This window comes from Nesterenkonia aethiopica (genome assembly GCF_039534665.1).
GTDB lineage: Bacteria > Actinomycetota > Actinomycetes > Actinomycetales > Micrococcaceae > Nesterenkonia > Nesterenkonia aethiopica.
Map to the genome: position 1 here is coordinate 163,607 of NZ_BAAAVT010000003.1, position 26,812 is coordinate 190,418.

Here is a 26,812-nt window from a genome sequence, read left to right on the forward strand (position 1 = left end):
GCCTGCACGCCTGCCCACCCGCCCACCAGCGCGGCGGGGCGTCGGCTCAGAGGTGCAGGATCATCCGGGTGTTGCCGAGCGTGTTGGGCTTCACCCGTGCCAGGTCCAGGAACTCGGCCACACCTTCGTCGTGGGAACGCAGCAGCTCCGAGTAGACCTCGGGCGGCACGGCGTCCTGCTGCTCCATGACCGTGAAGCCGTGTCGGGTGAAGAAGTCCACCTCGAAGGTCAGGCAGAACACCCTGCTGACGCCGATCTCGCGCGCCTGCTGGACCAGTCGGCGCAGCAGGGCGGAGCCGACGCCGTGGCCGCGCCAGGAGTCGTGGGTGGCCAGGGTGCGGACCTCGGCGAGGTCCTCCCACATCACGTGGAGGGCGCCGAAGCCGATGAGCTCGCCGGCGTCGGACTCGGCGATCTGGAACTCCTGCAGGGACTCGAAGTAGGCGACCTTCTCCTTGGGCACCAGCACGCGTCGCTCCACCAGCGGCTGCGAGAGGTCCACGATCCGCTGCACGTCGGGAGTGCGGGCGGGCCGGATGCTGAAGGTGTCGTGGGCCGGATCCTGGGGACCGGCCGGCGCGGTGGAGGTCATCGCCCCAGTCTACGACCGGCTTCGGGGTCCCAGACTGTGCCGTGGTTCACCCAGCGTTCACCGGATGCGCGGGCTCTCGTCACGTCCTTCCGGCCGTGCCGTCACCTGACGTGCCTACTGTGGCTCTCGGTCCGCGGCATGACTGTGCCCGGACCCGCGGCACCCTGCCACCCCTGGCATCATGCCGGTCCCGCATCTGCGCGGGGACACCGAGCAGGAGCCGATCGGCTCCGCCTGGCAGTCAACACCTGAGAGAGGACGACGTGAAGCTTCATCGTTACGGTCGCGCGGCGGCCATCCTGTCCGTGGCGTCGCTGGCGCTGGTCGCCTGCGGCGAGGCGAACAACCCCGGTGGCGAGAACGCCAACGGCGGCGACGGCGAGAACGGCGGGGAGACCTCGGAGGTCCAGGGCACGCTCTCCGGCGGCGGCTCCTCGGCCCAGGAGGCGGCCATGACCGCCTGGACCAACGGCTTCACCTCCGTGGCCCCTGAGGCGCAGGTCAACTATGCCTCGGTGGGCTCCGGCTCCGGTCGGGAGGGCTTCCTGGGCGGGGAGTATGACTTCGCAGGCTCCGATGCGGCGATGGACGACGGCGAGTGGGAGCAGTCGCAGGAGGTCTGCGGACCCGACGGCGCGTTCCACATCCCGTCCTACATCTCGCCGATCGCCGCGGCGTACAACGTCGAGGGCATCGACGGCACGCTGAACTTGGACGCTGACACCCTGGCGCGGATCTTCACCGGGGACATCACCTCCTGGGACGACGAGGCGATCGCCGAGCACAACCCGGATCTGGACCTCCCGGACACCCCGATCACCGTGGTGCACCGCGCGGACGACTCCGGCACCACCGAGAACTTCACCGAGTACCTGGAGGCCGCGGCCCCCGACGTCTGGGAATGGGAGGCCGACGGCGCCTGGCCGGCGGAGGTCTCCTCGGAGTCCGCTCAGCAGACGTCCGGCGTGGTGGACCTGACCACCAGCACCGACGGCGCCATCACCTATGCCGACGCCTCACAGATCGGCGGTCTGGACTCGGTGGCCGTCCAGGTGGGCGAGGAGTATGTGGAGTACTCCCCGGAGGCCGCCGCGCAGGCGGTCGCCTCCTCCAGCCCGGTGGAGGGTCAGGCGCCGAACAACATGGCTGTCGAGCTGGATCGCGAGACCGAGGAGTCCGGCGCGTATCCGATCGTGCTGGTGGCCTACAACATCTTCTGCAACGAGTACCCGGAGCAGGAGACCGTGGACCTGGTGAAGGCGTTCGGCGAGTACGTGGTCTCCGAGGACGGCCAGTCCACCGCCGAGTCGGCCGCGGGCAACGCCCCGATGTCGGATGAGCTGCGCGACCAGGCGCTCGAGGCCCTCGACCAGATCAGCGCGGCCGAGTGACCGGCCACTGATCCGGGACCCCGGTGGCGGGCGCCGCATGGTGCCCTCCTCCGGGGTCCGTCCGTTGACCTGCGCGGCGCAGCCGACGACGACGGTGCTCGCCCGGCGGCGTGCGCACCACTGACACCTGTGATGCTCTGATGGGAGATCCTGTGACCAGCTCGGACGAGTCACCCACCCCCGGGACGGCCGTGGCGGCCGCACCCGATCGGGAGAACAGACACAATTCGCTGACCACCTCCGACTCCGGGGGAGTGTTCGGTGACCGGGTGTTCTCCGGCCTGGCGCTGGCGGCGGGCGTCGCCATCCTGGTGGTGCTGGCCTTCGTGGCCCTGTTCCTCACCGCCAACTCCACCGGCGCGGTCTACCGGGAGGAGGAGGGGCTCATCATCGGGGCGTTCCTGGAGTACGCCTATCCGCTGGTGATCGGCACCGTCGTGGCCTCGGCGATCGCGCTGGTGCTGGCCACCCCGGTGGCGGTCGGCGTCGCCCTGTACATCTCTCACTTCGCCCCGCCGCGGCTGTCCAAGTCCATCGGATACGTGATCGACCTGCTGGCGGCGATCCCTTCGGTGGTCTACGGCGCCTGGGGGATGAGCTTCCTCGGGCCGGCGCTGGTGCCCGCCTACACGTGGCTGCACGAACACCTGGGCTTCATCCCGCTGTTCGGGGAGTCGCCCTCGCAGACGGGTCGCACGATCTTCACCGCCGGAGTGGTGCTGGGGGTGATGGTCCTGCCGATCATCACCTCGGTGTCCCGGGAGATCTTCGTGCAGACCCCGAAGCTCCATGAGGAGGCCGCGCTCGCGCTGGGAGCGACCCGCTGGGAGATGATCCGCATGGCGGTGTTCCCCTTCGCCCGGGCCGGCATCATCTCCGGAGTCATGCTGGGGCTCGGACGGGCGCTGGGAGAGACGATGGCGGTGGCGCTGGTGCTCTCGGCGGGACCGCTCTCGGCCTCGCTGATCTCGGCGGGCAACAGCACCATCCCGGCGGAGATCGCCCTGGGCTTCCCGGAGGCCCCTCCGGGCTCCGAGCGGCAGGCTCAGCTGATCGCCATCGGCCTGGTGCTGTTCGTCATCACCCTGATCGTGAACATGACCGCCCGGTGGATCGTCAGCCGCCACAAGGAATTCTCAGGAGCCAACTGATGGCCGACACCCCGAACTCCACGCAGCAGGGCGTGCGCCCCGACGACGGCGCCTCCGCCCCCACGTCCCCGTCGACCTCCGAGCCCACGTCGACTCCGGAGCCGACTCCGGCCACCGTGCAGACCCCGGGGGCACCGGCTCTCGGCTCCCGCTCCGGCGACGCCGAGGGGCGGGGTACCGGGGACCTCGCCGGTCGGCGCAGCCGACTGACCCGGAACACCCCGCCGCGTTGGACGTGGCTCGCGGTGCTGGCCGGATCCGCCGTCGTCGCCGCGGCCGTGAGCGCCCTGCCGGGCTTCTCAGTGCCGCTGTGGCTGGTGCTCACCGCGGTGCTGCACGTGATCGTCAGCTATGTGGTCACCCGCCTTCGGGTGGGCAGGCGCAAGGCCACCGACGGGCTGTGGACCAATCTGGTGCATCTGGCGTTCCTGACGGCGCTGCTGCCGCTGGTCTCGGTGATCTGGTCGGTGGTCTCCGTGGGGCTTCCCGGGCTGATCGAGCCCGGCTTCTTCGCCTCGGACATGCGAGGCATCGACGGCACCATCGACCAGGCGTCCCAGGAGCAGGGGGCCGCGGTGCTGGGCGGGATCCGGCATGCGATCATCGGGTCGCTGCTGATCACTATCGCCGCGACGGTCATCTCGGTGCCCATCGGCCTGCTGACCTCCATCTACCTGGTGGAGTACTCGCGCGGCGGCCCCCTGGCGCGGGCGATCACCTTCTTCGTGGACGTGATGACGGGCATTCCGTCCATCGTGGCCGGTCTGTTCGCCGGCGCCGCCATGGCGTGGTTCCTCTCCACCGTGAACACCCTCACCGGGGCGTTCGGCGGGATCCGCTCCACCATGGGCATCACTGCGGCCATCGCGCTCTCGGTGCTGATGATCCCGGTGGTGGTCCGCACCACGGAGGAGATGCTGCGGGTGGTGCCCAACGAGCTGCGGGAGGCCTCCTATGCGCTGGGGGTGCGCAAGTGGCGCACCATCCTGAAGGTGGTGATTCCGACGGCGATCTCCGGCATCGCCTCGGGCGTCACCTTGGCGATCGCACGGGTGATCGGGGAGACCGCTCCGATCCTGGTGACCGCCGGGTTCGTGGTGAACGTGAACTGGAACCTGTTCTCCGGATGGATGACGGCACTGCCGGTGTACATCTATCGTCAGTTCCAGAACCCGACCTCCCCGAACTTTTCGGACCCGTCGCATCAGCGGGCCTGGGCGGCGGCTCTGGTGCTGATCATCATCGTCATGCTGCTGAACCTGATCGCCCGCCTGGTGGCCAAGGTCTTCGCGCCGAAGCAGACGGGCCGCTGACAGACGGGCCGCTGACAGACGGGCCGCTGACAGACGGGCCACTGACAGACCGGGCCACTGACAGACCGGGCGGGGCTGCCCGGAGCGCCGATCAGGCCCTCATCCTGCCGGGCATCACCCGGCGCCGATCCAGTGAGAGAGTGAGACATGTCCAAGAGCATCGAGGCGAAGGACCTCAACGTCTACTACGGCGACTTCCTCGCCGTGGAGGGGGTGAGCATCGAGATCGCCTCCCGGTCGGTGACGGCGTTCATCGGCCCGTCCGGCTGCGGAAAGACCACCTTCCTGCGGAGTCTGAACCGCATGCATGAGGTGCTGCCGGGGGCCACAGTCTCCGGGAAGCTGCTGCTGGACGGCGACGACATCTACGGCCCCGGGGTGGACCCGGTGACGGTGCGGACCATGGTCGGCATGGTCTTCCAGCGGCCCAACCCGTTCCCCACCATGAGCATCCGGGACAACGTGCTGGCCGGGTACCGGCTAAACGGGACGCGGCTCTCCCGCGCGGAGGCCGACGACGTCGTCGAGCGGTCCCTGCGCGGGGCGAACCTGTTCAACGAGGTCAAGGACCGCCTGGACAAGCCCGGGTCGGGACTCTCGGGCGGTCAGCAGCAGCGGCTGTGCATCGCCCGGACCATCGCGGTGAAGCCGGATGTGATCCTCATGGACGAGCCGTGCTCCGCGTTGGACCCGATCTCCACGCTTGCGGTGGAAGACCTCATCGCCGAGCTGAAGGAGGAGTACACGGTCGTCATCGTCACGCACAACATGCAGCAGGCGGCCCGGGTTTCCGAACGGACGGCGTTCTTCAACATCGCGGGCACCGGCAAGCCGGGGAAGCTCATCGAGTATGACGACACCTCCACGATCTTCAACAACCCGAAGGAGAAGTCCACCGAGGACTACGTCTCCGGCCGGTTCGGCTGAGCGGCCCCGGCCTGGGTTGCCCCCGGAGGGATTGTCGCTAAACCTCGCTTAAGTGCGCGTATTCCGACAATCGCTCCGGGGTCAACGGGCAGGGCGTGCCGGGCGTCAGTACTCCAGCAGCGGAGAGAGTGCCAGCAGCAGGACCCCGGAGGCCGCACCGACCGCCAGAGGGGTCACCGCCCAGTAGGCGAAGAGCCGGATCGCCTGTGGCCAGTTCACGGTGGCGAACCGCTGGTTGGACCCGGCCCCGATCACCGACGAGGCCGCGGTCAGGGAGGTCGACAGCGGCAGTGACATCGCCATGGAGCCGACGAACAGCAGCGCCGAGGTGGTCGTGGTGGAGACCATGCCGCGCAGCGGGTCGATGGTGACCAGTCGGTGGCCCAGCATGTGGCCGATGCGCCACCCGCCGGTCAGGCAGCCCAGCCCGATGAGCAGCGCGAAGACGACGTAGGCGACGGGGATCCAGGCGCCGGAGTGGTCGATGTTCGCCGCCGGAAGGGCCAGCAGCAGGATGAAGGCGAACCGCTGTCCCTGCTGCAGGCCGGTGCCCAGGCTGGTGAGCCCGGCGCACACCGCCTGCACGGTCCGGCTGGTCTCGTTGACGGCGTCGGGATCCGCCCCCCGGGCGACCCGCACCGCCAGGAACACCAGGAGATAGGCCAGGCCGAAGGCGACCAGCGGGGAGAGCAGCAGGGTGGCCAGCGGGGCCGCCCACGGGAGGCCGAGCACCGCGCTGGAGTCCGTACCGTCGAGGATCATCGAGGCCAGGGCGCCGCCGATCAGTGCGGCCAGCAGGGCGTGGGTCGTCGAGGTCGGCACCCCCCGGAAGTAGGTCCACAGGTTCCATCCCAGCAGGGAGATCAGTGAGGTCAGCAGGACGCCCAGGACCATCTGCGGGTCCATCCGTGGGAAGTCGAACCAGGAGAACAGGTGCACTCCCAGCGGGATGGTCATCAGCACTCCCAACGCGTTGGCTCCGGCGGCCAGCCGGGTCGCGATCCGCGGGGTCAGCGCTCGGGTGCGGGTGGGGATGGCGATGGAGTTGGCGACGTCGTGCATGCCGGCGACGAAGAGGTTGGGCAGCAGGACGACGACGATGAGGACGAGCAGCAGGATCTCCACGTGGCGGGCCTCAGGACTCCCGGACGATGATGGACCCCGCCGTGGTGCTGACCATCCGCAGCGAATCCACCGCCTGCAGCATCGCGCTGGCGATCTGCGCCTGCTGCAGTGCGATGTTGGGCTGGAAGGCGCTGTCGGAAGAGATCAGCCACTCCCGGTGGGTGCGATTGGCCTGCTTGGTGAGCCGCTGGATCTGGATCCAGTACTCCTCGAGGTGGTCGAAGTCGTCGAGCCGGGCCAGCGCGTCGATCGTGAGGTCCACCTGACGGCCCATGGTCTCCAGCTGGTCCGAGCTCTGGCGCGGCAGCACCAGGTTCTCCCGGGCGATGATGAGATCTCCGGCGGCCACCACATGTTCGAGGGTGCGGTTCAGCAGCTGGGAGAGGGCGTAGATGTCCTCCCGGGGGAGCGGGGTGAGGAAGACGCTGCGGATATGCGTCATCAGGTTGAAATGGAGGTCCATGGCGGTGCCCTCCAGGCCGATGAGCTCGTCACGCAGCGGACGGCGGTCGGTGGCAGGCATGCCCAGCAGCTGGGACAGCAGGTTGACCCCGGTCCGGACCTCCCGGCCGATGTCGGTGAGAAGCTCCACCGCCTGGGAGTGGCGCTGGCCTCGTCGTGCGATCATGCCGTGGTCCTCATCTGGTCTCCCGGTGAAGCGATGTCCGTGGAGAGTGTATAGCGGGAAGGTGACGCGATGGTGTCCGTGACCTGCAGGGTGATGTGCGCGCTCGGCCCTGCAGACAGATGAACCCGCCGCATGTCAGGGCATGGGCGGGTTCAGAGCTGACGACGGCGCCTGCTGAGGGCGCGTCCGCTATGTGGTTTGGGGTGCCGGGCTGGGAACGCCTCACGGCGCGTGGCCGCTCGAAGCGGCTAAAGGTTGGAGCCCGGGGGTTACCTGCAGCCCGGCACATTCCCAGTGTCCCCCTGGAAGTCGCTGCGGTCAACTGTGTTTTCGGATCCGGTTCCCGTGTGTCTGCTCACGGGGTCGGACGGAGCCGGTCGGCAGGGCCGATGAATCGTCGACCGTTCAGTCCTCGACCTCGATGCTGATGGTGCCGGAGGCGGCGCCGGAGCCGTAGCCGGAGACCATGATGGTCAGGACCCCGCCCTCGTCGACGTCGAACTCCAGATACGGGTCCAGCACGCTGCCCGACTCCGGATCTCTGACGCTGCGGTCATCGTTGCGCTCCTCGGAGCCGTCGGGAAGCACGACGTCGAGGACGAGGTCTGCTCCGTCGTCGCCCCGGACGTCGAGCACCACGCTGGCTCCGTCCGGGACGTCGACGGTCGCCAGCCAGGCGGCGTCCGCGGCAGCCTCCACGGTGTGTTCCCCATCCTCGAGCGCCTCGGCGACGGCGATCTGTTCCGTGGTCACTGTCACCTCAGCGGGGTCGCCGGAGAACTCGGTGACCACCACGTCGTACTCGCCCGGGACCAAGGCGATCTCGAACCCGCCGTCCATGACGTTGGGGGAGTCGGTGCCGCCGTCGTCGGCGAAGGCGATCTCGGTGCCGTCGGCGTCCTGCAGCGCGAGGACCGGGTCGGTGCCCTGCTCGCTCTGCGTGGCCACGTGGTAGAGGCCGGCCTCTTCGACGCTGAGCTGCAGGCGGGTCTCAGCGTCGTCGGGGACGTGCACCGTGACGGAGTCGTCGACGGTGAGGGTCTCGGGGTTCTCCTGGGCTCGCTCCGGCCCCGTGGTCGTGGTGGTGTCCTCGTCGGCTCCGATGCGCGAGACGATGACCACGACGAGGACGACGACGAGGACCAGGAACAGTCCGATGCCGAGCCCCAGCCCGATGATCAGGCCGCGGCCGGAGGAGCGTTGCGCCGGCTGCTGCTCCCAGGGTGGACGCTGGTCATGCGGGGGCTGTCCGGGGTGGCCGGGAGGTTGAGAGTGGCCGGGCTGCTGGTCGTACCCGGAATGGCTGCTGTATCCGTTGGGCTCGCCGGGCACGCCCGGCTGCCTGTACCCGGCGGTCTGCCCGTACCCGGTGGGCTGGCGAGACTGGCCGAACCCCGCGGCCTGGGCGTGCCCGGACGGGGGCGTCCGGTGCGGCATCGGCGTCCGGTGCGGGGTCCACTGCTGGCCGTCCCAGTAGCGCAGCTGGTCCTGCTGTTCGGGGTCCGGATACCAGCCCGGGGCGGGTGCAGTCATAGGTCATCTTCCTTCCGGGCGTGCGGGACGCTGTGGTCGTCCGCGCCCTCATCCTCCTGACTCAGCGTAATCTCGTCGCCGCAGGAGAGCCATGTATGACGGGAGTCGGCTCGGGTGGGCGATGAGCGTCGTCGCGTCGGGGCCCCGCACTCCACCCCGAACCCCGCTCCGATCCACCATGGCCAGGCCCCGGAGCGCGGCACTATCATCGGGGCACAGACATCGCCTGGCAATGGTGGTGAGAGCGATGGTCAGCATTCCAGACAGCGCACAGGTGGTCGTCATCGGGGCCGGCATCGTCGGCAGCTCGATCGTGCGACATCTCGCCGAGCTCGGCTGGCGGGACATCCTCCTGGTGGACAAGGGCCCCCTGCCGGAGCCCGGGGGCTCCACCGACCATGCCTCGAACTTCGTGTTCCCCGTGGACCATTCGCGCGAGATCACCGAGCTGACCCTGGACTCGCTGCGGCAGTACCGGGCACTGGGCGTGCTCACCGAGTGCGGCGGGATCGAGGTGGCCCGCACTCCGGAGCGGCTGCAGGAGCTGCGTCGCCGGATGAGCTCGGCGGCCGCCTGGGGCGTGGAGGCCGAGCTCATCGGCCCCGCCCGCGTCCGCGAGCTCATGCCCCACATCCGCGAGGATCTGCTGCTGGCCGGCTTCCACACGCCCACCGGTGCCATCGTCGACGCCGTCCGCGCCGCGGAGCTCCTGCGCGCCCGGGCCGAGGAGCGCGGGGCACTGACCGTCGCCGACCGCGCGGAGGTGACCGGGCTGGAGGTCGACGCCGGCCCGCACGGCGGGGTGCCGAGCCGCATCCGCGCGGTGGTCACGGATCACGGCCGGGTGGAGGCGGAGCATGTCGTCGTCGCCTGCGGGGTCTGGAGTCCCCGGATCGCCGCCCTGGCGGGCGCCCGCATCCCGCTGGTGGCCGCAGTGCACCAGATGATGGACCTCGGGCCGATTCCGGAGCTGGCCGCCACCGAGGAGTGGATCTCCGTGCCGCTGGTCCGGGACATGGACGCCCGCATGTACGCCCGGCAGCGCGGACCGGATCTGGAGATAGGCTCCTACGCGCACCGGCCGATCCTCCACGAGCCCGACGAGATCCCGCCCTTCGGCGCCCCAGGGCAGGCCTCGCCCACCCAGATGCCCTTCACCGCAGAGGACTTCGCCCCGCAGCTGGCCCATGCCCGGCAGCTCTACCCGGAGCTGCTGGGGGAGCAGGGCCGCGACGGTGTGGAGGTCACCCAGGCGATCAACGGGCTGCTCTCCCTCACCCCGGACGGTGCGCCGCTGCTCGGCGAGACCGCGGAGGTCCGCGGCCTGTGGTCCGCGGCGGCGGTGTGGATCAAGGAAGGGCCCGGCGTCGGGCGGGCGGTGGCCGAGTGGATGACCGTCGGGGCCTCCGAGGTGGACGTCCATGGGGCCGATGTCACCCGGTTCCCGCCCTATGCCCGCACCCGGCGCCACGTGCGGGCCCGGGCGGCTGAGGGCTTCCCCAAGGTGTACGGGGTCGCGCATCCGCGTGAGCAGTGGGCCAGCAGTCGCCCGATGCGCACCAGTCCGTTCCATCCGCGCACCCAGGCGCTGGGCGGGGAGTTCTTCGAGGCTTCGGGCTGGGAGCGGCCGCAGTGGTACGCGGCCAACGTGCCTCTGGTGGAGGAGTATGCGCGCCGGATCGACCACCGGGTCCACGAATGGGACGCCCGCTGGTGGTCGCCGATCATCGAGGCCGAGCATCTGAGGATGCGCCAGCACGCAGCCATGTTCGACCTCACCGCGTTCGGCGTCTTCGACGTCACCGGCCAGGCGGCGCTGGAGGGGGTGCAGCGGATGGCGGTGGCGAATGCGGACCGGCCCGTGGGACGGGTCATCTACACCCCGCTGCTGGATGTCCGCGGCGGCTTCCGCTCGGATCTGACCATCGTGCGGCTGGGGGAGCAGCACTTCCGGGTCATCACCGGAGCCGCCGACGGCGCCCGGGACCTGGCCTGGTTCCGCCGTCATCTGGCCGCTGAGCTCGACGCCGGGCACATCGAGATCCAGGATCTGACCTCGGCGACCTGCGCGATCGGTCTCTGGGGGTCGCGTGCCCGAGACATCGTCGCATCGCTGACCGACGACGACGTTTCGGCTGACGGCTTCCGCTTCGGCACGGCACGGGAGGTGGTGCTCGCCGGGATCCCGACGCTGATGGTGCGCATCTCCTATGTGGGCGACCTCGGCTGGGAGATCCACCTGCCCACCGAGCACGGGCTGCCGCTGTGGGACGCCCTGTGGGAGGCCGGGCGGCCACATGGGCTGATCGCCGCAGGGGGCGGGGTCTATGGGACCACCGGTCGGCTGGAGAAGGCGCATCGGCTCTTCGGCGCGGAGCTCACCCCGGAGCGGGACCCGGTGGAGGCCGGGCTCGCGCTGCCGACGCTCAAGGAGGCGGACTTCCTCGGCAAGGGTGCCTACCTTGCGGCCCGCGCCCAGGAGCCCGCCGCCGTGCTGTGCACCCTCGCGCTCACCGGCGTCGGGGCCGCCGAGCCGCGGTTCCCCACCGGCAATGAGCCGGTGCTCGACGTCGACGGCTCACCCCTGGTGGACGGCCGCGGTCGGCGCAGCTATGTCACCAGCGCGGGCCCGGCGCCGTCGCTGGGGCGATACGTGATGCTGGCCTACCTGCCGCCCGAGCGGGCGGTGCTCGGCACGGAGCTGCTGGTGGAGTACCTGGGGGTGCGGCTGCCGGCCGAGGTGCTGACCGTGGGCCGCACGGCGCCCTTCGACTCGGAGCATCGTCGGCTGAAGGGCTGAAGGGCTGAAGGGCTGAAGGGCTGACAGGCCGGGTGCCAGGTCGGGGAGGAGCCGGCGTTTCGCCGGCGGTCAGCGACGGCCGCCGTGGCCCAGGCGCCTCGACAGGGTGTCGGCGGCTCGGATCACCGGCTCCCGGATGTCCGGGAGCCGGTCCGGCGGCAGACGGTAGGACGGGCCGGCCACGCTGATCCCGGCGATGACGGCGCCGCTGTGGTCGAAGACGGGGGCCGCCACCGCGTTGAGCCCTTCCTCGTACTCCTCCACGGCGTAGGCCCAGCCGCGGCCGCGGATGCGCTGCAGCTCTTCCGTCAGCTCGGTGGGGCGGGTGAGCGTGTGCGCGGTGAAGGGCTCCAGGCCGGCGTCGAACACCGCGTGGCGGCCCTCCTCCGAGAGGTGCGCCAGCAGCACCTTCCCGTTGGAGGTGGCGTGCAGGGCGGTGTGCTGGCCGATCCAGTTGCGCATGGCGACGGCGGTGTCAGCCTCGGCCTGGCAGACGTTGATGGCCACGCCGTCGCGGGTGATGGCCACGTTGGTGGTCTCACCGATCTGGGCGGAGAGCTCGTCACACACGGGCTGGGCCTCCAGGGAGAGGTCCAGCCGCGCCGCCGTGGCGCCGGCCAGCCGCAGGCAGCCCACGCCCAGGCGGTACCCGCCGGCGCCGTCGGGAGCCTCGACCAGGTCATGGTGGACCAGCACCTCGGCCAGGCGACCCACGGTGGACTTGTGCACTCCCAGCTCTCGGGCCATCTGGCTGAGGGTGGCCTCGCCGTCGCGGGCCAGGATGCTCAGGACGGTCAGGGCGCGGTCCACGGACCTCACCGGTGCCCCCGGGGGGCGATGCGTCGGGGCGGTGGCGTTCTCCGGACTCGTCTGGGCGTTCATGGCAGGCCTCATCCCTTTCGAGCATGACGCGGTCGGCCTCGCAGGGCAAGGGTCACCGTCGCGCAGGGCGCAACCTATTGTGTGGTACGCGACACAGTGTCATGCTGGAAGTGTTCCGAAGATGTGGCAGCCGGGGAGGATCCCATGACGCTCGATGAAGGCCCGCTGACCCTCGACGACGGCCTCGGCGCCGTCGTCCCGGACCCACGGATCCTGCTGTATCCGCGCCTGAGGAAATCACCGTTCTTCTGGGCGTCGCGGCGGCATGGAGTGGCGATGTACAGCGTGTACAACCACACGTATCACCCCCGGCACTACGGCGATCCGGTCGCCGAGTACTGGGCGCTGCTCAACGGGGTGACCCTGTGGGACGTCGGCGTGGAACGGCAGATCGAGATCACCGGACCTGACGCCTTCGAGTTCACCAACATGCTCGTCCCGCGTGACCTCACCAAGTGTGAGGTCGGACAGTGCAAGTACGTATTCATCACCGGCGAGGACGGCGGCATCCTCAATGACCCGGTCCTGCTCCGCCTCGGAGAGAACCACTTCTGGCTCTCCCTGGCTGACAGCGACATCCTGCTCTGGGCCCGCGGGCTGGCCATCAACTCCGGATTGGACGTCACCGTCGAAGAGGCCGACGTCGGCCCCGTCCAGGTCCAGGGCCCGCTCTCTGGGCAGGTCATGGCCGCGATCTTCGGCGACGGCGTCTTCGACATCGGCTACTACCGGCTCCAGGAGTATGAGCTGGACGGCATGGAGGTCATCGTCTCCCGCACCGGGTACACCGCGGAGCTGGGCTTCGAGATCTACGTCAAGAACGCCTCCCGCGACGGCGTCAGGCTCTGGGAGACCGTCTGGGCGGCCGGCGAGCCGTTCGGGATGCGCGTCATCGGGCCGTGCCATATGCGGCGCATCGAGGCCGGCATCCTCGCCCACGGCTGCGACATCACCTTCGACACCAACCCCTTCGAAGTCGGCATGGGATACGACTGGATGGTGGATCTCGAACAGGAGGCCGACTTCATCGGCAAGGCGGCCCTGACCCGCATCAAGGAGCAGGGTGTCAGCCGTCGTCTGGCCGGGGTGGAGATCGGCGGCGCACCGCTGGGCACCTTCAACGACGGCTCCATGATCGAGGCCTTCCCCGTCTGGCGAGGAGGAGAACGCATCGGCGAGGTCACCTCCGCCTGCTTCTCCCCCCGGTTGGAGCGCAACATCGGCTTCGCCATGGTGCCGACTGAGCTCAGCGACATCGGCACGGAGCTGGACATCGAGACTCCGGCCGGCATCGTGCCCGCCGTGGTGGTGCCCAAGCCGTTCGTGGATCCCACCAAGGACACGCCCAAGCAGGCGTTCGTCGCGGGCAACGGGCATCCGGCCACGGAGAACTGAACCCGCTGGCGGCGAGTCTGGCCGCGGCGGTCCGCGGCGTCGTAGTCTCAGCCGACCACCCCGTCACGTCCACTCCGGTCGCACCGGCCGGGCACCGACGTCGGCGCCGACCAGCGCGCCTCAAGGAGGGACACCTGGATGACCACCACCCGTCACACCGGATCCGACGAGGGCCGCACGGAGGCCAGCGCTCGTGGCAACGGTCAGGGGGCCGTGCCGCTCAGCGCCCAGGACAGCCTGGGGATCTCCTCGCGGACCGAGCTGCGGCCCATCCATCAGATCGGCGCTGAGCTGGGCCTGGACGAGGACCTCATCGAGCCCTACGGGCGGGGCGTCGGGAAGGTGGACCTCGCCGCGATCGATCGTCTCGCGGACCGCCCGCAGGCCAAGTACATCCTGGTCACAGCGATCACTCCGACCCCGCTGGGTGAGGGCAAGACCACCACTGCGGTGGGGCTCAGCCAGGGGATGGCGCGCACGGGCCGACGGGCCGCCGTCGCCGTCCGGCAGCCCTCCCTGGGGCCGACCATGGGGATCAAAGGCGGCGGCACCGGCGGCGGGTGGAGCCAGGTGGTGCCCATGGAGCGGCTCAACCTGCACCTGACGGGGGACATCCACGCGGTCACTGCGGCGCACAACCAGCTGACCGCCATGGTGGACAACCACCTGCACCGCGGCAGCCCCTCCGGGCTGCATCCGGAGCGGGTCACCTGGCGCCGGGTCATGGACGTCAACGATCGCTCCCTGCGGCAGATCGTCTCCGGCCTGGGGCCCGCCGGGGGAGGGCCGACGGCGAACGGGCCGGTCCGCCAGACCGGCTTCGACATCACGGCGGCATCTGAGGTGATGGCCACTCTGTCCCTGGCGCGCTCACTGGAGGACCTGCGGGCCCGGCTGGGACGGATCGTGGTGGGCACCACCGGTGACGGTGAGCCGGTCACCGCCGAGGACATCAAAGCCGCCGGCGCCATGACGGTGCTGCTCAAGGAGGCCATCCGGCCCAATCTGCTGCAGACCGTGGAGCACACGCCTGCCCTGGTGCACTGTGGGCCCTTCGGCAACATCGCCACCGGCAACTCCTCGGTGGTGGCGGACCTGATCGGCGGCAGGGCCACCGACTACCTGATCACCGAGGCCGGCTTCGCCGCGGATATGGGTGCGGAGCGGTTCTTCAACATCAAATGCCGGATCTCCGGACTGGCGCCGGACGCAGCCGTCGTCGTGGCCACCGTGCGGGCACTGAAAGTGCACTCCGGCAGGCACCGGGTGGTGGCTGGGCGGCCGCTGCCCGAGGGGATGCTGCGGGAGAGCCCGGAGGACGTGCGCACCGGCGCGGAGAATCTGCGGGCGCAGCTGCGGATCATCCGCCGCCACGGGGTGACCCCCGTGGTGGCGGTCAACGCGTTCCCCACGGACTTCCCCAGCGAGCACGAGGTCATCGCGCAGGTGGCTGCCGAGGAGGGCGCGCGGTGTGCGGTGTCCACGCATTTCGCCGACGGCGGCGCCGGCGCCGCGGACCTGGCCGATGCGGTGGCCGAGGCTGCGGAGGAGCCGAGCGAGTTCCGGTTCCTGTACTCCGACGAGGCGCCGCTGGTGGAGAAGATCGAGACCATCGCCACGCAGGTCTACGGGGCCGACGGCGTAGACCTCTCGCCGGCGGCCGCCAAGGACCTCGCCGCCTACACCGAGGCCGGATACGGGCGGCTGCCGGTGTGCGTGGCCAAGACCCACCTGTCGCTGTCCTCGGACCCGAAGCTGGTGGGGGCGCCCAGCGGCTGGCGGCTGCCGGTGCGGGAGGTGCGGCTCTCCGCCGGGGCCGGCTTCGTCTACCCGATCTGCGGCACCATGCAGACCATGCCCGGTCTGGGCTCCTCCCCGGCGGCGGAGAGCATCGACATCGACGACGACGGGAACCCGCGCGGCCTGTTCTGAGGCCTTCCCTGTGGCGCGACTTGGTCCGTGGTTTTGGGTACTCGACTCGATCGAGTCGAGTACCCAAAACCACGGACCAACTCGCGCGCTGCCCGACCAGGGGCCGGGCGGCAGATCGCCGTGTCATAGCCTCCGCATAGCATGTCAGTCACCAAGTACGGCCACGCAGTCAGCGTCGGGCGTCGTGAGCCGAGAGGTGCTGACCAGTGGAACAGACCGGACAGGCCAGCGTGCAGCCGCTGGGCAGAAGTCGCAGCACGTACACCTTCATGATGACTCTGCTGGGAATCACGCTGCTCCCCGTCGTCACCATCCCCTTCGTCGTTCCGGCCATGATCTACATGAGTCGACTCCGTAGGCAGGCCGTGCAGGCGCATGAGGCATCGGAGTCAGCCCATGCACGCAACCTGTGGGTCGAATCCGAAGTGCAGCGACTCGGGGTGATGGACCACATCCGGCGCAGAGATGAGCTCGTCGTCGTTCAGAGACAGATTCAGACTGCGAATGCAGCTGTCGAGGCGAAGGCACGCGAACTCGATGCAGTCATCGCGGACAAGCACCATGAACTGGAGAACCTCGAAGCTGTCCGGCGTCAGGACCTGGAAGCTCTGGATCAGCGAATGGATGAACGCCGTGCAGAGGTTGCGAAGCTCAAGGATGAGGTCCTTGTGCTGAACGAGGCACAGGACGTCCAGGACTACGGGCTCTACGACTTCGAGAACCCCGCAGAAGACTCCGTACGGCTGTCGGCTCAGCTGTCTCACGTGCGGGCCGAGATCAAAGCGATGGTCAAAGACAAGTCTGCGACAACCGCTGACTCCGGTTGGACCGTCAACCATTCGGTATCGAAGGGTCGCAAGATGGTCGCGGACATGTCGAAGCTCCTGCTTCGGGCCTATAACGCTGAGGCGGAGAACGCTATCAAGACGGTCAAGGCCGGAAACCTGACCACCGCGGTCAAGAGGCTGGACCGCTCAGCGGAGGCCGTTGCGCGATTGGGGAAGATGATGGGCATTCGGATCACCCATCGCTATGCCCACCTTCGGCGCCAGGAGCTGGAGCTGACTCATCAGCACCTCGAGTCTGTCAGGGCGGCCAAGGAAGAGGAACGGGAAGTGCGTCGCCGCGAACGCGAAGAAGCGCAGGCCCAGAAAGAGTTCCTTGCTCTCAAAGCCAAGCAGGAGAAAGAGGTCGCGCACTACAGAAACGTCCTGCTCTCTCTTCGCGAATCTGGTCAGACGGGAGAGGCGGAGAAAGTGACGTTGGCTCTCCAACAGGCCGAGGAGAAGCTCGCCGACGTGGAGCGCACCATGGCCAATACTCGGGCCGGGTATGTCTATGTCATCTCCAACCGGGGTGCCTTCGGTGAGAAGGTCGTCAAGATCGGGATGACGCGACGTCTGAATCCGGACGACAGGATCCGAGAGCTCTCGGACGCATCCGTGCCGTTCAACTTTGATAAGCACACCATGATCTTCAGCGAGGATGCGGTAGGCCTTGAGAGTGCATTGCATCGGCACTTCGCTGATCGTCGCGTCAACCTCATCAACATGCGCCGCGAGTACTTCTACGCGACTCCGGGGCAGGTCAGGGATGCGTTGGTCGCTCATGATGTGCAGGTCCTTGAGTTTCATGAGGGGTCCGAGGCGGCAGAGTATGAGGCTTCTCAACTGAAGCGGCGTCAGCAGCATGCTCCAGCGAATGCGGACCTACGTCAGTCGTGACGACGCTGCACAACTTCGGCCGCGGCGGGTTCCCGCGCCATGTGCTGCGTGGCAGGATGCGGAACAGTCGATCCGGTCCACCGCTCCATGAGCGTGAAGGGAGATCCTGTCCATGGCCTGCCGCATCGGTGAACTCGTGCTCGAATGTCGGGAGCCGGAGCGGCTCGCGGAGTTCTGGTGCGAGGTGCTGGACTTCGTGGTCCTGGACCGCCCCGGTGACGGCAGCATCGAGATCGGCGCCCGGGACGGGTTCGGCGGCTCCCAGCCCACCATCATCCTCAGCCCCCGAGATGAACTCTCCTCCGTGGCCACACCGCGGCTTCACCTTGACCTCAACGCCACCGACCGGGACCAGGCGGCAGAGCTGGACCGGCTGCTGGCCGCCGGGGCTCGCCCCGCCGACGTCGGGCAGTCCGATGAGGAGGAATGGCACGTCCTGCAGGACCCGGAGGGCAACATCTTCTGCCTGCTGCGGGCCCGCATCGCGCCCGTGGGATGACCGATGGCCCGGGATGCTGAGAATCGTCGCGCCACCCTGGTGCTGATGCGTCAGGTCCGTGATCGGATCGACCGGGACTATGCCCAGCCATTGGACGTGGAGAGTCTCGCCCGGGGTGCGCATCTCTCGGCAGGGCATCTGAGCCGGCAGTTCCGGCTCGCTTATGGGGAGTCGCCGTACTCCTACCTGATGACACGCCGGGTGGAGCGCGCCATGACGCTGCTGCGACGTGGGGATCTCAGCGTCACCGAGATCTGCTTCGAGGTCGGGTTCTCATCCTTGGGCACCTTCTCCACCCGGTTCACCGAGCTGGTGGGTATGCCGCCCCGCGAGTATCGCCGGCGGGCGGCGGCGTCATTGCGGGGGTTGCCGCCCTGTGTGGCCAAGCAGATCAGTCGGCCGCGCCGGGGTCGGGCCCGAGGTGGAGAAGTGATCAGGAATCGAGAAGCCGGACAGACGCCCGCTCCGTAGTGTGAGCTCCATGAACATCACCATTCAGCACGCGTTCCTGCCCCATCTGGACCCGGAGGCGTCCCTGCGCTTCTACCGTGACCTGCTCGGCTTCGAGGTGCGGCAGGACGTCTCCTATGAGGACAAGAGGTGGCTCACGGTGGGCCCTCCCGGCCAGCCGGAGACCGCCATCGCGCTGCACCCGCCGGGTCTCGACCCGGGCATCACCGAGGAGGAGCACGCCGCCATCCGCTCGCTGATGGCCAAAGGCGCCTTCGCGGCGGTCACGTTGGCCACCGACGACGTGGACGGGCTCTTCGAGTCCCTGGCCGCCGGCGGCGTCGACGTCATCCAGAAGCCCATGGATCAGGACTGGGGCGTGCGGGACTGCGCCGTGCGGGACCCTGGTGGCGCCATGGTGCGCATCAACCAGCGCTGAGGTCCCGGCGATGCTGACAGCCGGGGGAGGCCGAGATCGGGCGGCAGCCCGGGACCCGGCCCGCACGCGGATGTCAGGATGCGTCCATGAGATTCGCGCAGCAGATCGTGGTCCTGGACGCCGACGACGTCGCCACAGTCGCCTCCTTCTGGGCCGGCGTGTACGGGGGCCGGGTCAGACCCTCCGATCCGAGCTGGTATGAGGTGGAGGTGGACGGCGACTACCCGTTGGCCGTGCAGCACGCCCCGGACCATGTCCGGCCTGAGTGGCCGGACGGGCAGCCGCAGCAGAGCCACCTGGACCTCTATGTGGAGGACATTCGGGCCGAGCATGAGCGGGTCATGGGGCTCGGAGCGGAGCTGCTGGAGGCGGCCGAGGACCTCGACGCCGCCACCGGGTTCCAGGTGTACGCCGACCCGGCCGGGCATCCGTTCTGCCTCTGCTGGGGCTGGTCGATCTGGCGGGCCCAGCTGGACGGCTGATCGCGCAGGTGTCGATTCTGGCCCGCGCCGATCGTCATCACTGTGTCAGATCATCATCCCGACGAAAGGACGTGGTGGCCATGCGGTGCACCCTGCTGCTCTACTACCCGGAGCCCGCCCCCGGAGAGCTCACTGAGGAACAGCTCGCCGAAGGGATGAGGGCGTTCGGCGCCTACGCGACGTCGCTCGAAGAGGCCGGCGTGCTGCGCGGTCTGGAGGTCCTGCATGACACCCACGCGACGACGTCGGTCTCCGGCTCACCAGGAGACCTCCGTATCCAGGAAGGCCCCTTCGCCGATGGCGAGGAGCGCCTGGGCGGCATCGTCACCGTGGAGGTGGCGGATCTCGACGAGGCCGTCGCCTGGGCGGGCCGGGCGCCGGCCGTCGAATGGGGGCGTATCGAGATCCGGCCGGTGGCCACCCGTTTCGTCGACAGCCAGTGGCTGGGCGACGCACCGGGAGGATGACAGGCCCCAAGGACGAGTCCGTGCAGAAGAGCGAGCCTCCGGCGGAGGACGGCGCCACCCACGACCCAGTCCCGGGGTCCGCCCGCGAGGCGGTGGAGCGCCTCGCCGGCGAGTCCCGGGGACGGCTGCTCGCCCTGCTGGCGGCCGCAGTGCGGGACCTCGCCCTGGCGGAGGACGGCCTGGCCGACGCCTTCGAGCGGGCGCTGCGCACATGGCCGGAGACCGGCGTGCCGCAGCGCCCGGAGGCCTGGCTGATGACGGTCGCCAGGAACCGGATTCGGGACCACCTGGGCTCTGCGGCGGCCAGGAGCTCAGTGCCGATGGATGCCAAGGTGGCCGATGTCCAGTCCGAGGACAGCACGGCGCGGCTGGACGCGGTCGACGTCGAGAGGATCCCGGACAAGCGTCTGGAGCTGCTCTTCGCCTGCGCCCACCCGGCGATCGCAGAGACCATGCGCACTCCTCTGATGCTGCAGGTCGTCTTCGGCTGCGACGCCGCAGAGGTCGCACGGCTCTACGGCGTCCCGACGGCGACGATGGCGCAGCGGTTGGTACGCACCAAGCGGCGCATCCGCGACGCCGGCATCCCCTTCCATATCCCCACCCGTGAGGACATGCTGGCCCGGCTGGCTGCCGTCCTGGAGGCCATCTACGGGGCGTATGCGAGTGACTGGCTCGACCAGCGCGACGCCGTCCGGGAGTCGCTGGCCGACGAGGCGCGGTGGCTGGCGGTGCTGGTCGCCGAGCTGCTGGGAGACGAGCCCGAGGCGTGGGGGCTGGCCGCGCTGCTCACCTTCGCCCAGTCGCGCGCTCCGGCCCGTGCCTCAGATCCGTGGCCGCCCATCCAGGAGCAGGACACCGCCCTCTGGGACCCTCGGCTGATCCGGCAGGCCGAGGCGTTCCTGCACCGGGCGCACCGGCTCGGCGCGCCGCTGGGCCGCTTCCAGCTGGAGGCGGCCATCCAGTCGGTCCATGGCGATCGGAAGCGCACCGGGAGGCTGGACAGGGCCCGCCTCCTGCAGCTCTATGACGGGCTGATCGCTGTGGCCCCCACACATGGGGCGGTCGCCGCTCGCGCCGCTGTGCTGGCCGCAGAAAAGTGAGGCGCAGGACTCGGCGGGCGGCGGTGCCGCCCGCCGTTGTATCGTCGAGAGGCCCGGCGTCGTCATCCTGCCGAGGCGTCCCGAGGATCAGCGGAGGTGGACCGTGAGCGCACATGTCGGCGTCGTCGTGACCGATCAGTACCTGCCGGGGGTGCAGGACCCGGACACCGAGGTGCTGCTGCCCGCGCTGCGCGCCGCCGGGCTGCGGGCCACCCCCGTGGTCTGGCACGCCCACACCCCGGGTGAGGGCGACTACGACCTCCTGGTGCTGCGCAGTCCCTGGGACTACCCCTGGAGGGAGGATGAGATCCGCGCCTGGCTGCATGAGACGCATCGGCATGTGCCGATGCTGAACACCCCGGCCCTGGTGGACTGGAATCTGGACAAGGTCTACCTGCGGGACCTCGAGTCCCACGGGGTGGCCACGGTGCCCACCCGGTGGGCGGACACTGCTGAGCAGCTGAACGCAGCCCTGGCCGCCCACGACGACGACTGGATCGTGCTGAAGCCCACGGTCTCCGCCGGCGCCCTGCACACCGGGCTGCTGCAGGCCTCCAGCGACGACGCCCGGCGCCTGGGCGAGCAGATCCTGGCGGCAGGACGCACCGTGATGATCCAGCCGGAGGTGCCGGAACTCTCCGCGGGCGCGGAGAAGGCGCTGTACTTCATCGACGGCCAGCACACCCACACCATCAGCAAAGGCGCGATCCTGGCCCGCGGCGGGGGACTGGCCGGCGGCGAGTATTCCGAAGACCCGCAGCCGGTGGAGGCCACTGCCGCCGAGGCGTCCTTCGCCCACCAGGTCATGGCCGCCATCGACGCCGCCTCCCCGGCGGAGTCCCCGCTCTATGCCCGAGTCGACCTGGTCACCAGCGCCCAGCACGGCATCGTGCTGCTGGAGGCAGAACTGTTCGAGCCGGTGCTGAACCTGCACAAGGTGCCGGAGGCGGCGACGGCGCTCGCCGCGGCGATCTCGCGGCGGATGGCGCGCGTCTCTGACGGCGCCTCCTCCCTGCCGCGCCGATGAGCCCGCCGCTGAGTGGCGGCGCGCGGCGGCGTGAGGTTCGTCACACGTCCGACGGCGGCGTCGTGAAGATCCGGTAGCCCCGCTGCGGGTCGTAGCCGTGGACCTCTCGGGTGCTGAGCACCGCCATGAACTCCAGGACGTCGCTGGTGATGACCTGCCCGGGGACCAGCACCGGGAACCCTGGCGGGTAGGGGGTGACGAACCCGGCGGAGACCGGGCGCTCGCCGGCGGCGACCCGGGCTCGCAGCTCCTCGGGGAACACGTGCTCGGTGTTCCGGCGCTGCTGGCCGGCGAAGAACGCGGTGCGCATGTCGCCGTCGGGTAGCGCCGCATCGGTGGCGCAGCCGGGGGAGAAGGCGCTGAAGTCCGGCAGCGGGGGCAGCGGCTCATCCTGGGCCGCACGGTCGTCGGGATGCCGCCGGGACAGGGCGGCGTCGAAGCGTTCGGCCAGCTTCACCAGCACCTCGATCAGGTAGGCGATGGCGCTGCGGGAGGTGCCGATGTTGGTCATGAACAGCACCGTGTTCCCGCTGGTCTTGTTGACCTGGATGCCGTACCGGTCCATCAGGTGCTCGTGTTTGAACGTGTCCCCGTCGACGCCGGTGCGGCTGATCTCGATGGTGATGCGGCTGGGGTCGACGACGAACTCATCATGGGCCCAGGCCTCCCACAGGGGCGCCAGCCCGTGGCGCAGCGGCATGGGCCTGCCGACTCCTCGGAGCTCGGCCGGGATGAGGTCGTTGGCGGTGAGCACACGGAATGTGCGGCGCAGCAGCGGGTGGCGGGCGATCGTCTGGGCCAGGCTGGAGGCCAGGTCCAGCTGCCGCTGCACCAGGGCGTAGCCTTCCAGCTCCACCTGACGGCGCCCGATGTCCAGGGAGGAGAGGATCTGATAGTTCGGCGAGGTGGAGGTGTGCGTCATGTACGCCTCGTGGAAGGACTCTTCCGCCTCCCGCTCCCAGTCCTGGTCGTGGACGTGGATCATGGATCCCTGCCGCAGCGCGGTCAGCGTCTTGTGGGTGGACTGGGTGGCGTAGACCCGGATGCGGGCCTCCGGGCTGGGGATGAGCTGCTGGGCCAGCCACACTTCGTCCGGGGCGGGCGCGCCGTCGGCGTCGTGCAGGCGTTCCTGCTGGGCCCGGTGGGCGGCAGCGTGGGCCGGGGACTTCAGCCGCTCCTCCAGATTCTTCGCCGCGTTCATGGCGGTGCGACGCCGGGTGACCGGGTGGAACGCGGCGAAGGCGAACCACGCTTCGTCCCACAGGAACACCAGGTCAGGCTTGATGGCCAGGCATTCGGCCATAACCCGCTCGGGGTCGTAGACGATGCCGTCGAAGGTGCAGTTGGTCAGGGTCACCATGCGCACCTCGTCGAGCCGGCCGGCGGCCCGGTAGTCGAGCAGCAGCTGCTTGATGCGGTCCAGCGGCACGGCCCCGTAGAAGGCGAAGTCGTTGAGCGGGTACGCCTCCAGGTAGGCCGGCTTCGCTCCGGTGAGGACCACCGCATGGTGGTGGGACTTGTGGCAGTTGCGGTCCACCAGCACGACGTCGGCCGGTGCCGTCAGCGCCTGGTGGACGATCTTGTTCGCGGTGGAGGTGCCGTTGGTGACGAAGAACGTCTGCCGGGCACCGAAGGCCCGGGCCGCCAGGTCCTGGGCCTTCTTGATCGTGCCGGTGGGCGCCAGCAGGGAGTCCAGCCCGCCGGAGGTGGCGCTGGTCTCGGCCAGCAGCAGGTTCAGCCCGTAGAACTCCGCGAGATCCTTGATCCATTGGGAGGACACCACGGAGCCGCCGCGGGCGACCGGCAGCGCGTGGAATACTCCCACCGGACGGCGTGCGTGGTCCTGCAGGGCGGTGAAGAACGGCGTGTCATACAGGTGGGAGGCCCGGCGCAGCAGGGACAGGTGCAGCTCCAGCTGGTCCTCGCGCCAGAAGACCCGCCGGAAGCGGTGGGTCAGCGCCCCGGCCAGGTCCTCCAGATGGGCGCCGGCCATCAGGTACAGGTCCAGTTCCGGGCGCAGCGCGGCCAGCGTGTCCGCCAGGCGCAGCACCCGCTGCACCGAGGCGAGCTGGCTGTGCGACGACGCCGGCCCCTCCGAGACCTGGGACCGGGCCAGGGCGATGGTCTCCCGCAGGTCGCGGCTGAGCGGCTGGTGGGTGTGTTCGCTGAACCCCGGACGCACCACGCAGGCCAGGATGTGCGGATTCGTCAGCACGGCGGCGACGGCGTCGTCCGCGGAGGGCACGACGACGAACTCATAGGTGAACGCGTCGGCGGGCGAGCGCAGCCGCAGCCCTTCGGAGCGGATGGTGTCCCGGTCGGCGGCGGTGGTCTCGTCGATGATCAGCACCTCGAACCGCGGGCGCGGATCCGGGTCCGAAGTGGTCTCGGGCCGCTCAGGCTCCTCCAGGTGCTCGTCCCGGGGCTCGTCTGGCACGGTGTCGCCGCGCAGCCGGTGCACCACACGGCCGATCAGGTCGAAGGCGGTGCGGTAGTCGCCGTCCTCCAAGAGCTCGCCGATGGTGCGCACGTAACGCTGACCGAAGCCCGCCCAGTACATCTCGATGGTCTCCAGGGCGCGCAGGGAGCGGTGGATCTCGCTGTCGGAGGCGAGGGCGTCGACGTCGTCGCTGCCCAGCGCCAGGCGCTTTACGGCGAACCGCAGATACTCCCAGGCGTCGCTGCGCAGTCGCCAGGTGCTCGCCGGCATCCCCGGGTCGCGCTCGAGGGCCCGCGTCCAGGACGGAGTGCGGCGCGGGGGTGTGCGGCGCGGGGGCGCGCCGTCAGCGGAGTGGGCCCCGGAGGCAGGGGCCTCCGGGAGTGCGGGGTGGTCAGCGCCATTGCTGATCATGATCGGGTGGTGTCCTTCCGGGCGTCGGCAGGCCGTGTGTTCCGATGATAGAGGGCATCAGATCAACGGCATGTTGCCGGACGTCATCCGCGGACTCCGGTGGGGGCGGGTTCGCGCGGCGCCCCTGGCCGCCGTCTGACCTCAGCTGGACTTCTCGGCCCTGGCCGCGGCTTTGGCGGCACGTTTGGTCTCGCGGACTTCGAGCAGTGATTCTCGGTCATAGATGTCGGCCACTGACCGTTTGGCATCTGCCTCGCCGTAGGGCGCGCTGGCCTCCCGCCAGCCCTCGCCGTCGAAGGAGAGCTGCTTGCCCAGCAGTGCGAGGAAGATCTTCGCCTTCTGCTCCCCGAAGCCGGGCAGCTTCTTGAGGCGTTTGAGCACCTCGGGGCCGGACGGGGCGTCGTGGGTCCAGATCGCTGCGGCGTCGCCGTCCCAGTCGTCCACGACAGCCTCGGCCAGCTTCTGCACGCGAGCCGCCATGGAGCCGGGGAAGCGGTGCACCGCGGGCTTCTCCCGGAAGGCCGCGGTGAACTCCTCGGCGTCGTAGCCGGCGATGGTCGCCGGGTCCAAGGTCCCGAGGCGCTCGTGCAGCTTCTGGGGTCCTGCGAACGCGACCTCCATGGCGACCTGCTGGTCCAGGAGCATGCCGGTCAGCAGGGCGAAGGGGTCCTTCGAGAGGAGGTCGTCGGCCGCAGGGTCTCCGGTGAGGTGCAGGTGAGCCATGAGTTCATGATGCCAGGTGGGAGGGGGTGCTGGGCAGTCCGCCGGCGGGATCCGAGTATCGCTGAGGTCCGACCAGTAGGTCCCGCAGGATCAGCAGGGTCCACCGGTGCCCGACCATCTCTGCGGCACGCGCCAGTCCGCATCACTGTCCGTATTCCCGGCTCGGCATGATGACAGGACGGTCCTTGACTCCAGATCCTCACGCAGGCTTCACTCAATGAAGTGGGCGTGATCTGTCTGCGACGCGAGCCCATCGGGCAGTGCACCTTCGACGGCGACGCCCAGGAGCCCATCCATCACTCCACACCGCGCGACTGAGGACGGAGCACACGATGGCCACGACCTATCTGCACAATGTCGTCACACTGGACGGGTTCATCGCGAAGGAGGATGACGACGTCGGCGCGATGCACGACTGGTACTTCTCCGGTGACCATTCGTTGCAGGATGACGAGTCCCATGCTGATGCGCATGGCGGCGTCCCCTTCCGCGTCTTCGCAGCCTCGGCCGAGTACGTGCGCGGCATGTGGGACCGGCAGGCGGTGGGGGTCATCGGACGGCATCTGTTCGACATCACGAATGGCTGGGAGGGGCACGCTCCCGCCAGCGACCATGTCGTGGTCGTCTCGCATCGCCCCAAGCCCGACGGTTGGCATTCCGAGGCGCCGTTCCATTTCGTGGGATCCGTCCAGGACGGCGTTGCGCTGGCCCAGGAGCTCGCCGGCGAGGGCGAGATCGGGATCGCCTCCGGCAACATGGGTGGGCAAGCTCTGGAGCTGGGGCTGGTGGACTACGTGGCGATGGACCTGGTGCCCGTCATCTTCGGCCGAGGCAAGCCCTTCTTCGGGTCTTTCAGCGACGGTCCGCTGCTGCTCGAGGATCCTGACGTCGTCATCGCAGGCGAAGGCGTGCTGCATCTGCGCTATCCCGTGCGGGGCAGGGCCCAGGCCGCACGGGGATGAGACCCGGGCGACGGCGGCAGCCGATCGAGGTCAGAGGGGGAGCCGGCTGTGTCGGCGCTCTGACCAGGGGTTTCAATGGTGGGCCCTGCGGGGCTCGAACCCGCGACCAGCGGATTAAAAGTCCGATGCTCTACCAACTGAGCTAAAGGCCCGCGATGCGGTCCTCGGAGCACCGCGGGGCGCACCTCGTGGCGGCTCGAGGACGACTTCCATCGTAGCCCATCACTCCGGGCGGTCGGAGGCGGGTGCCGGCGTCGTCGCCGTCCCGAGGAGCTCAGGCGACGAGCCGCCTGCCTCGCTCCGAGGCCCTGTGGGACTTCTCTCGCCCAGGAATCGCGCTCCTGCCGGACATGTTGCTGACACCCTGGTGACCAGCGACGATTCACGGCATAATTGCCCCCACCGGAAGGAGACGT

General features: G+C 69.4%; 24 protein-coding genes and 1 tRNA gene. 16 read left to right on the forward strand and 9 right to left on the reverse strand.

Annotation, left to right across the window (positions count from 1 at the left end):
* Positions 1-46 precede the first annotated feature (46 nt).
* Positions 47-592 carry an amino-acid N-acetyltransferase gene (locus ABD658_RS03145; protein ID WP_311025448.1) on the reverse strand — a complete coding sequence of 182 codons (546 nt, stop codon included), beginning with the start codon at positions 590-592 and terminating at the stop codon, positions 47-49.
* 263 nt (positions 593-855) lie between these two features.
* Here ABD658_RS03145 and pstS point away from each other — a divergent pair, with 263 nt between their 5' ends.
* The 4 genes from pstS (at position 856) to pstB (ending at position 5,374) form a co-directional block, all read left to right on the forward strand.
* A complete protein-coding gene (gene pstS, locus ABD658_RS03150) occupies positions 856-1,983 on the forward strand; it encodes a phosphate ABC transporter substrate-binding protein PstS (protein WP_344684993.1) in 1,128 nt (375 codons plus the stop codon).
* Positions 1,984-2,135: 152 nt separating this feature from the next.
* Complete coding sequence (gene pstC, locus ABD658_RS03155) at positions 2,136-3,134, forward strand: phosphate ABC transporter permease subunit PstC (RefSeq protein WP_344743819.1); 999 nt, start codon at positions 2,136-2,138, stop codon at positions 3,132-3,134.
* Entirely contained in the window at positions 3,134-4,447 is a 1,314-nt protein-coding gene (pstA, locus tag ABD658_RS03160) for a phosphate ABC transporter permease PstA (protein ID WP_344684991.1), read from the forward strand. Before pstC ends, pstA begins: the two co-directional genes overlap by 1 nt.
* A gap of 147 nt (positions 4,448-4,594) precedes the next feature.
* Positions 4,595-5,374: a phosphate ABC transporter ATP-binding protein PstB gene (gene pstB, locus ABD658_RS03165; protein WP_070162697.1), complete on the forward strand. Its 780-nt coding sequence runs from the start codon at positions 4,595-4,597 to the stop codon at positions 5,372-5,374.
* A 105-nt stretch (positions 5,375-5,479) separates the two neighbouring features.
* Here pstB and ABD658_RS03170 read toward each other — a convergent pair whose 3' ends face one another.
* The 3 genes from ABD658_RS03170 to ABD658_RS03180 all read right to left on the reverse strand — a co-directional run bounded on the left by ABD658_RS03170 (position 5,480) and on the right by ABD658_RS03180 (position 8,660).
* Complete coding sequence (locus ABD658_RS03170; RefSeq protein WP_070162695.1) at positions 5,480-6,499, reverse strand: inorganic phosphate transporter; 1,020 nt, start codon at positions 6,497-6,499, stop codon at positions 5,480-5,482.
* Positions 6,500-6,509: 10 nt separating this feature from the next.
* Positions 6,510-7,127 carry a DUF47 domain-containing protein gene (locus tag ABD658_RS03175; protein ID WP_344684986.1) on the reverse strand — a complete coding sequence of 206 codons (618 nt, stop codon included), beginning with the start codon at positions 7,125-7,127 and terminating at the stop codon, positions 6,510-6,512.
* A 405-nt stretch (positions 7,128-7,532) separates the two neighbouring features.
* Positions 7,533-8,660: a DUF2510 domain-containing protein gene (locus ABD658_RS03180; RefSeq protein WP_344684984.1), complete on the reverse strand. Its 1,128-nt coding sequence runs from the start codon at positions 8,658-8,660 to the stop codon at positions 7,533-7,535.
* Between the two features lie 247 nt (positions 8,661-8,907).
* On the opposite strand from ABD658_RS03180, the gene ABD658_RS03185 reads away from it, so the two are divergent.
* The gene (locus ABD658_RS03185) at positions 8,908-11,460 is read left to right on the forward strand and encodes a GcvT family protein (protein ID WP_344684982.1); all 2,553 of its coding nucleotides are present in this window, start codon (positions 8,908-8,910) and stop codon (positions 11,458-11,460) included.
* Positions 11,461-11,529: 69 nt separating this feature from the next.
* Here the strand turns inward: ABD658_RS03185 and ABD658_RS03190 are convergent, their stop codons facing one another.
* Entirely contained in the window at positions 11,530-12,342 is an 813-nt protein-coding gene (locus ABD658_RS03190) for an IclR family transcriptional regulator (protein ID WP_344684980.1), read from the reverse strand.
* Between the two features lie 144 nt (positions 12,343-12,486).
* Here ABD658_RS03190 and ABD658_RS03195 point away from each other — a divergent pair, with 144 nt between their 5' ends.
* From ABD658_RS03195 to ABD658_RS03240, 10 genes are all read left to right on the forward strand, one after another.
* Complete coding sequence (locus ABD658_RS03195) at positions 12,487-13,737, forward strand: glycine cleavage T C-terminal barrel domain-containing protein (RefSeq protein ID WP_344684978.1); 1,251 nt, start codon at positions 12,487-12,489, stop codon at positions 13,735-13,737.
* A 138-nt stretch (positions 13,738-13,875) separates the two neighbouring features.
* A complete protein-coding gene (locus ABD658_RS03200) occupies positions 13,876-15,669 on the forward strand; it encodes a formate--tetrahydrofolate ligase (protein ID WP_344684976.1) in 1,794 nt (597 codons plus the stop codon).
* 206 nt (positions 15,670-15,875) lie between these two features.
* Positions 15,876-17,393 carry an SNIPE associated domain-containing protein gene (locus ABD658_RS03205; protein ID WP_344684974.1) on the forward strand — a complete coding sequence of 506 codons (1,518 nt, stop codon included), beginning with the start codon at positions 15,876-15,878 and terminating at the stop codon, positions 17,391-17,393.
* A 112-nt stretch (positions 17,394-17,505) separates the two neighbouring features.
* Positions 17,506-17,892, forward strand: a complete 387-nt coding sequence (locus ABD658_RS03210) for a VOC family protein (RefSeq protein WP_344684972.1) — start codon at positions 17,506-17,508, stop codon at positions 17,890-17,892.
* A 3-nt stretch (positions 17,893-17,895) separates the two neighbouring features.
* Positions 17,896-18,363, forward strand: coding sequence for a helix-turn-helix transcriptional regulator (locus ABD658_RS03215; RefSeq protein ID WP_344684970.1), 468 nt, complete (start codon positions 17,896-17,898; stop codon positions 18,361-18,363).
* 10 nt (positions 18,364-18,373) lie between these two features.
* Entirely contained in the window at positions 18,374-18,781 is a 408-nt protein-coding gene (locus ABD658_RS03220; protein WP_344684968.1) for a VOC family protein, read from the forward strand.
* Positions 18,782-18,867: 86 nt separating this feature from the next.
* Positions 18,868-19,263 carry a VOC family protein gene (locus ABD658_RS03225; RefSeq protein WP_344684966.1) on the forward strand — a complete coding sequence of 132 codons (396 nt, stop codon included), beginning with the start codon at positions 18,868-18,870 and terminating at the stop codon, positions 19,261-19,263.
* Between the two features lie 80 nt (positions 19,264-19,343).
* On the forward strand, positions 19,344-19,730 hold the full coding sequence (locus tag ABD658_RS03230; protein ID WP_344684964.1) for a YciI family protein: 387 nt from the start codon (positions 19,344-19,346) through the stop codon (positions 19,728-19,730).
* Between the two features lie 20 nt (positions 19,731-19,750).
* Entirely contained in the window at positions 19,751-20,833 is a 1,083-nt protein-coding gene (locus ABD658_RS03235; protein ID WP_344684962.1) for an RNA polymerase sigma factor, read from the forward strand.
* Between the two features lie 103 nt (positions 20,834-20,936).
* Entirely contained in the window at positions 20,937-21,860 is a 924-nt protein-coding gene (locus tag ABD658_RS03240) for an ATP-grasp domain-containing protein (protein WP_344684960.1), read from the forward strand.
* 40 nt (positions 21,861-21,900) lie between these two features.
* On the opposite strand, the gene ABD658_RS03245 is transcribed toward ABD658_RS03240, so the two are convergent.
* From ABD658_RS03245 to ABD658_RS03255, 3 genes are all read right to left on the reverse strand, one after another.
* The gene (locus ABD658_RS03245) at positions 21,901-24,570 is read right to left on the reverse strand and encodes an aminotransferase class I/II-fold pyridoxal phosphate-dependent enzyme (RefSeq protein WP_344743853.1); all 2,670 of its coding nucleotides are present in this window, start codon (positions 24,568-24,570) and stop codon (positions 21,901-21,903) included.
* A 282-nt stretch (positions 24,571-24,852) separates the two neighbouring features.
* A complete protein-coding gene (locus tag ABD658_RS03250; RefSeq protein ID WP_344684956.1) occupies positions 24,853-25,434 on the reverse strand; it encodes an HhH-GPD-type base excision DNA repair protein in 582 nt (193 codons plus the stop codon).
* A 4-nt stretch (positions 25,435-25,438) separates the two neighbouring features.
* Positions 25,439-25,552 carry a winged helix-turn-helix transcriptional regulator gene (locus ABD658_RS03255; protein WP_344743827.1) on the reverse strand — a complete coding sequence of 38 codons (114 nt, stop codon included), beginning with the start codon at positions 25,550-25,552 and terminating at the stop codon, positions 25,439-25,441.
* Between the two features lie 214 nt (positions 25,553-25,766).
* Between ABD658_RS03255 and ABD658_RS03260 the strand changes: the two genes are divergently transcribed.
* Positions 25,767-26,396, forward strand: a complete 630-nt coding sequence (locus tag ABD658_RS03260) for a dihydrofolate reductase family protein (RefSeq protein WP_344684954.1) — start codon at positions 25,767-25,769, stop codon at positions 26,394-26,396.
* A 76-nt stretch (positions 26,397-26,472) separates the two neighbouring features.
* Here ABD658_RS03260 and ABD658_RS03265 read toward each other — a convergent pair.
* Positions 26,473-26,548: transfer RNA gene (locus tag ABD658_RS03265), tRNA-Lys, on the reverse strand.
* Positions 26,549-26,812: the final 264 nt, after the last annotated feature.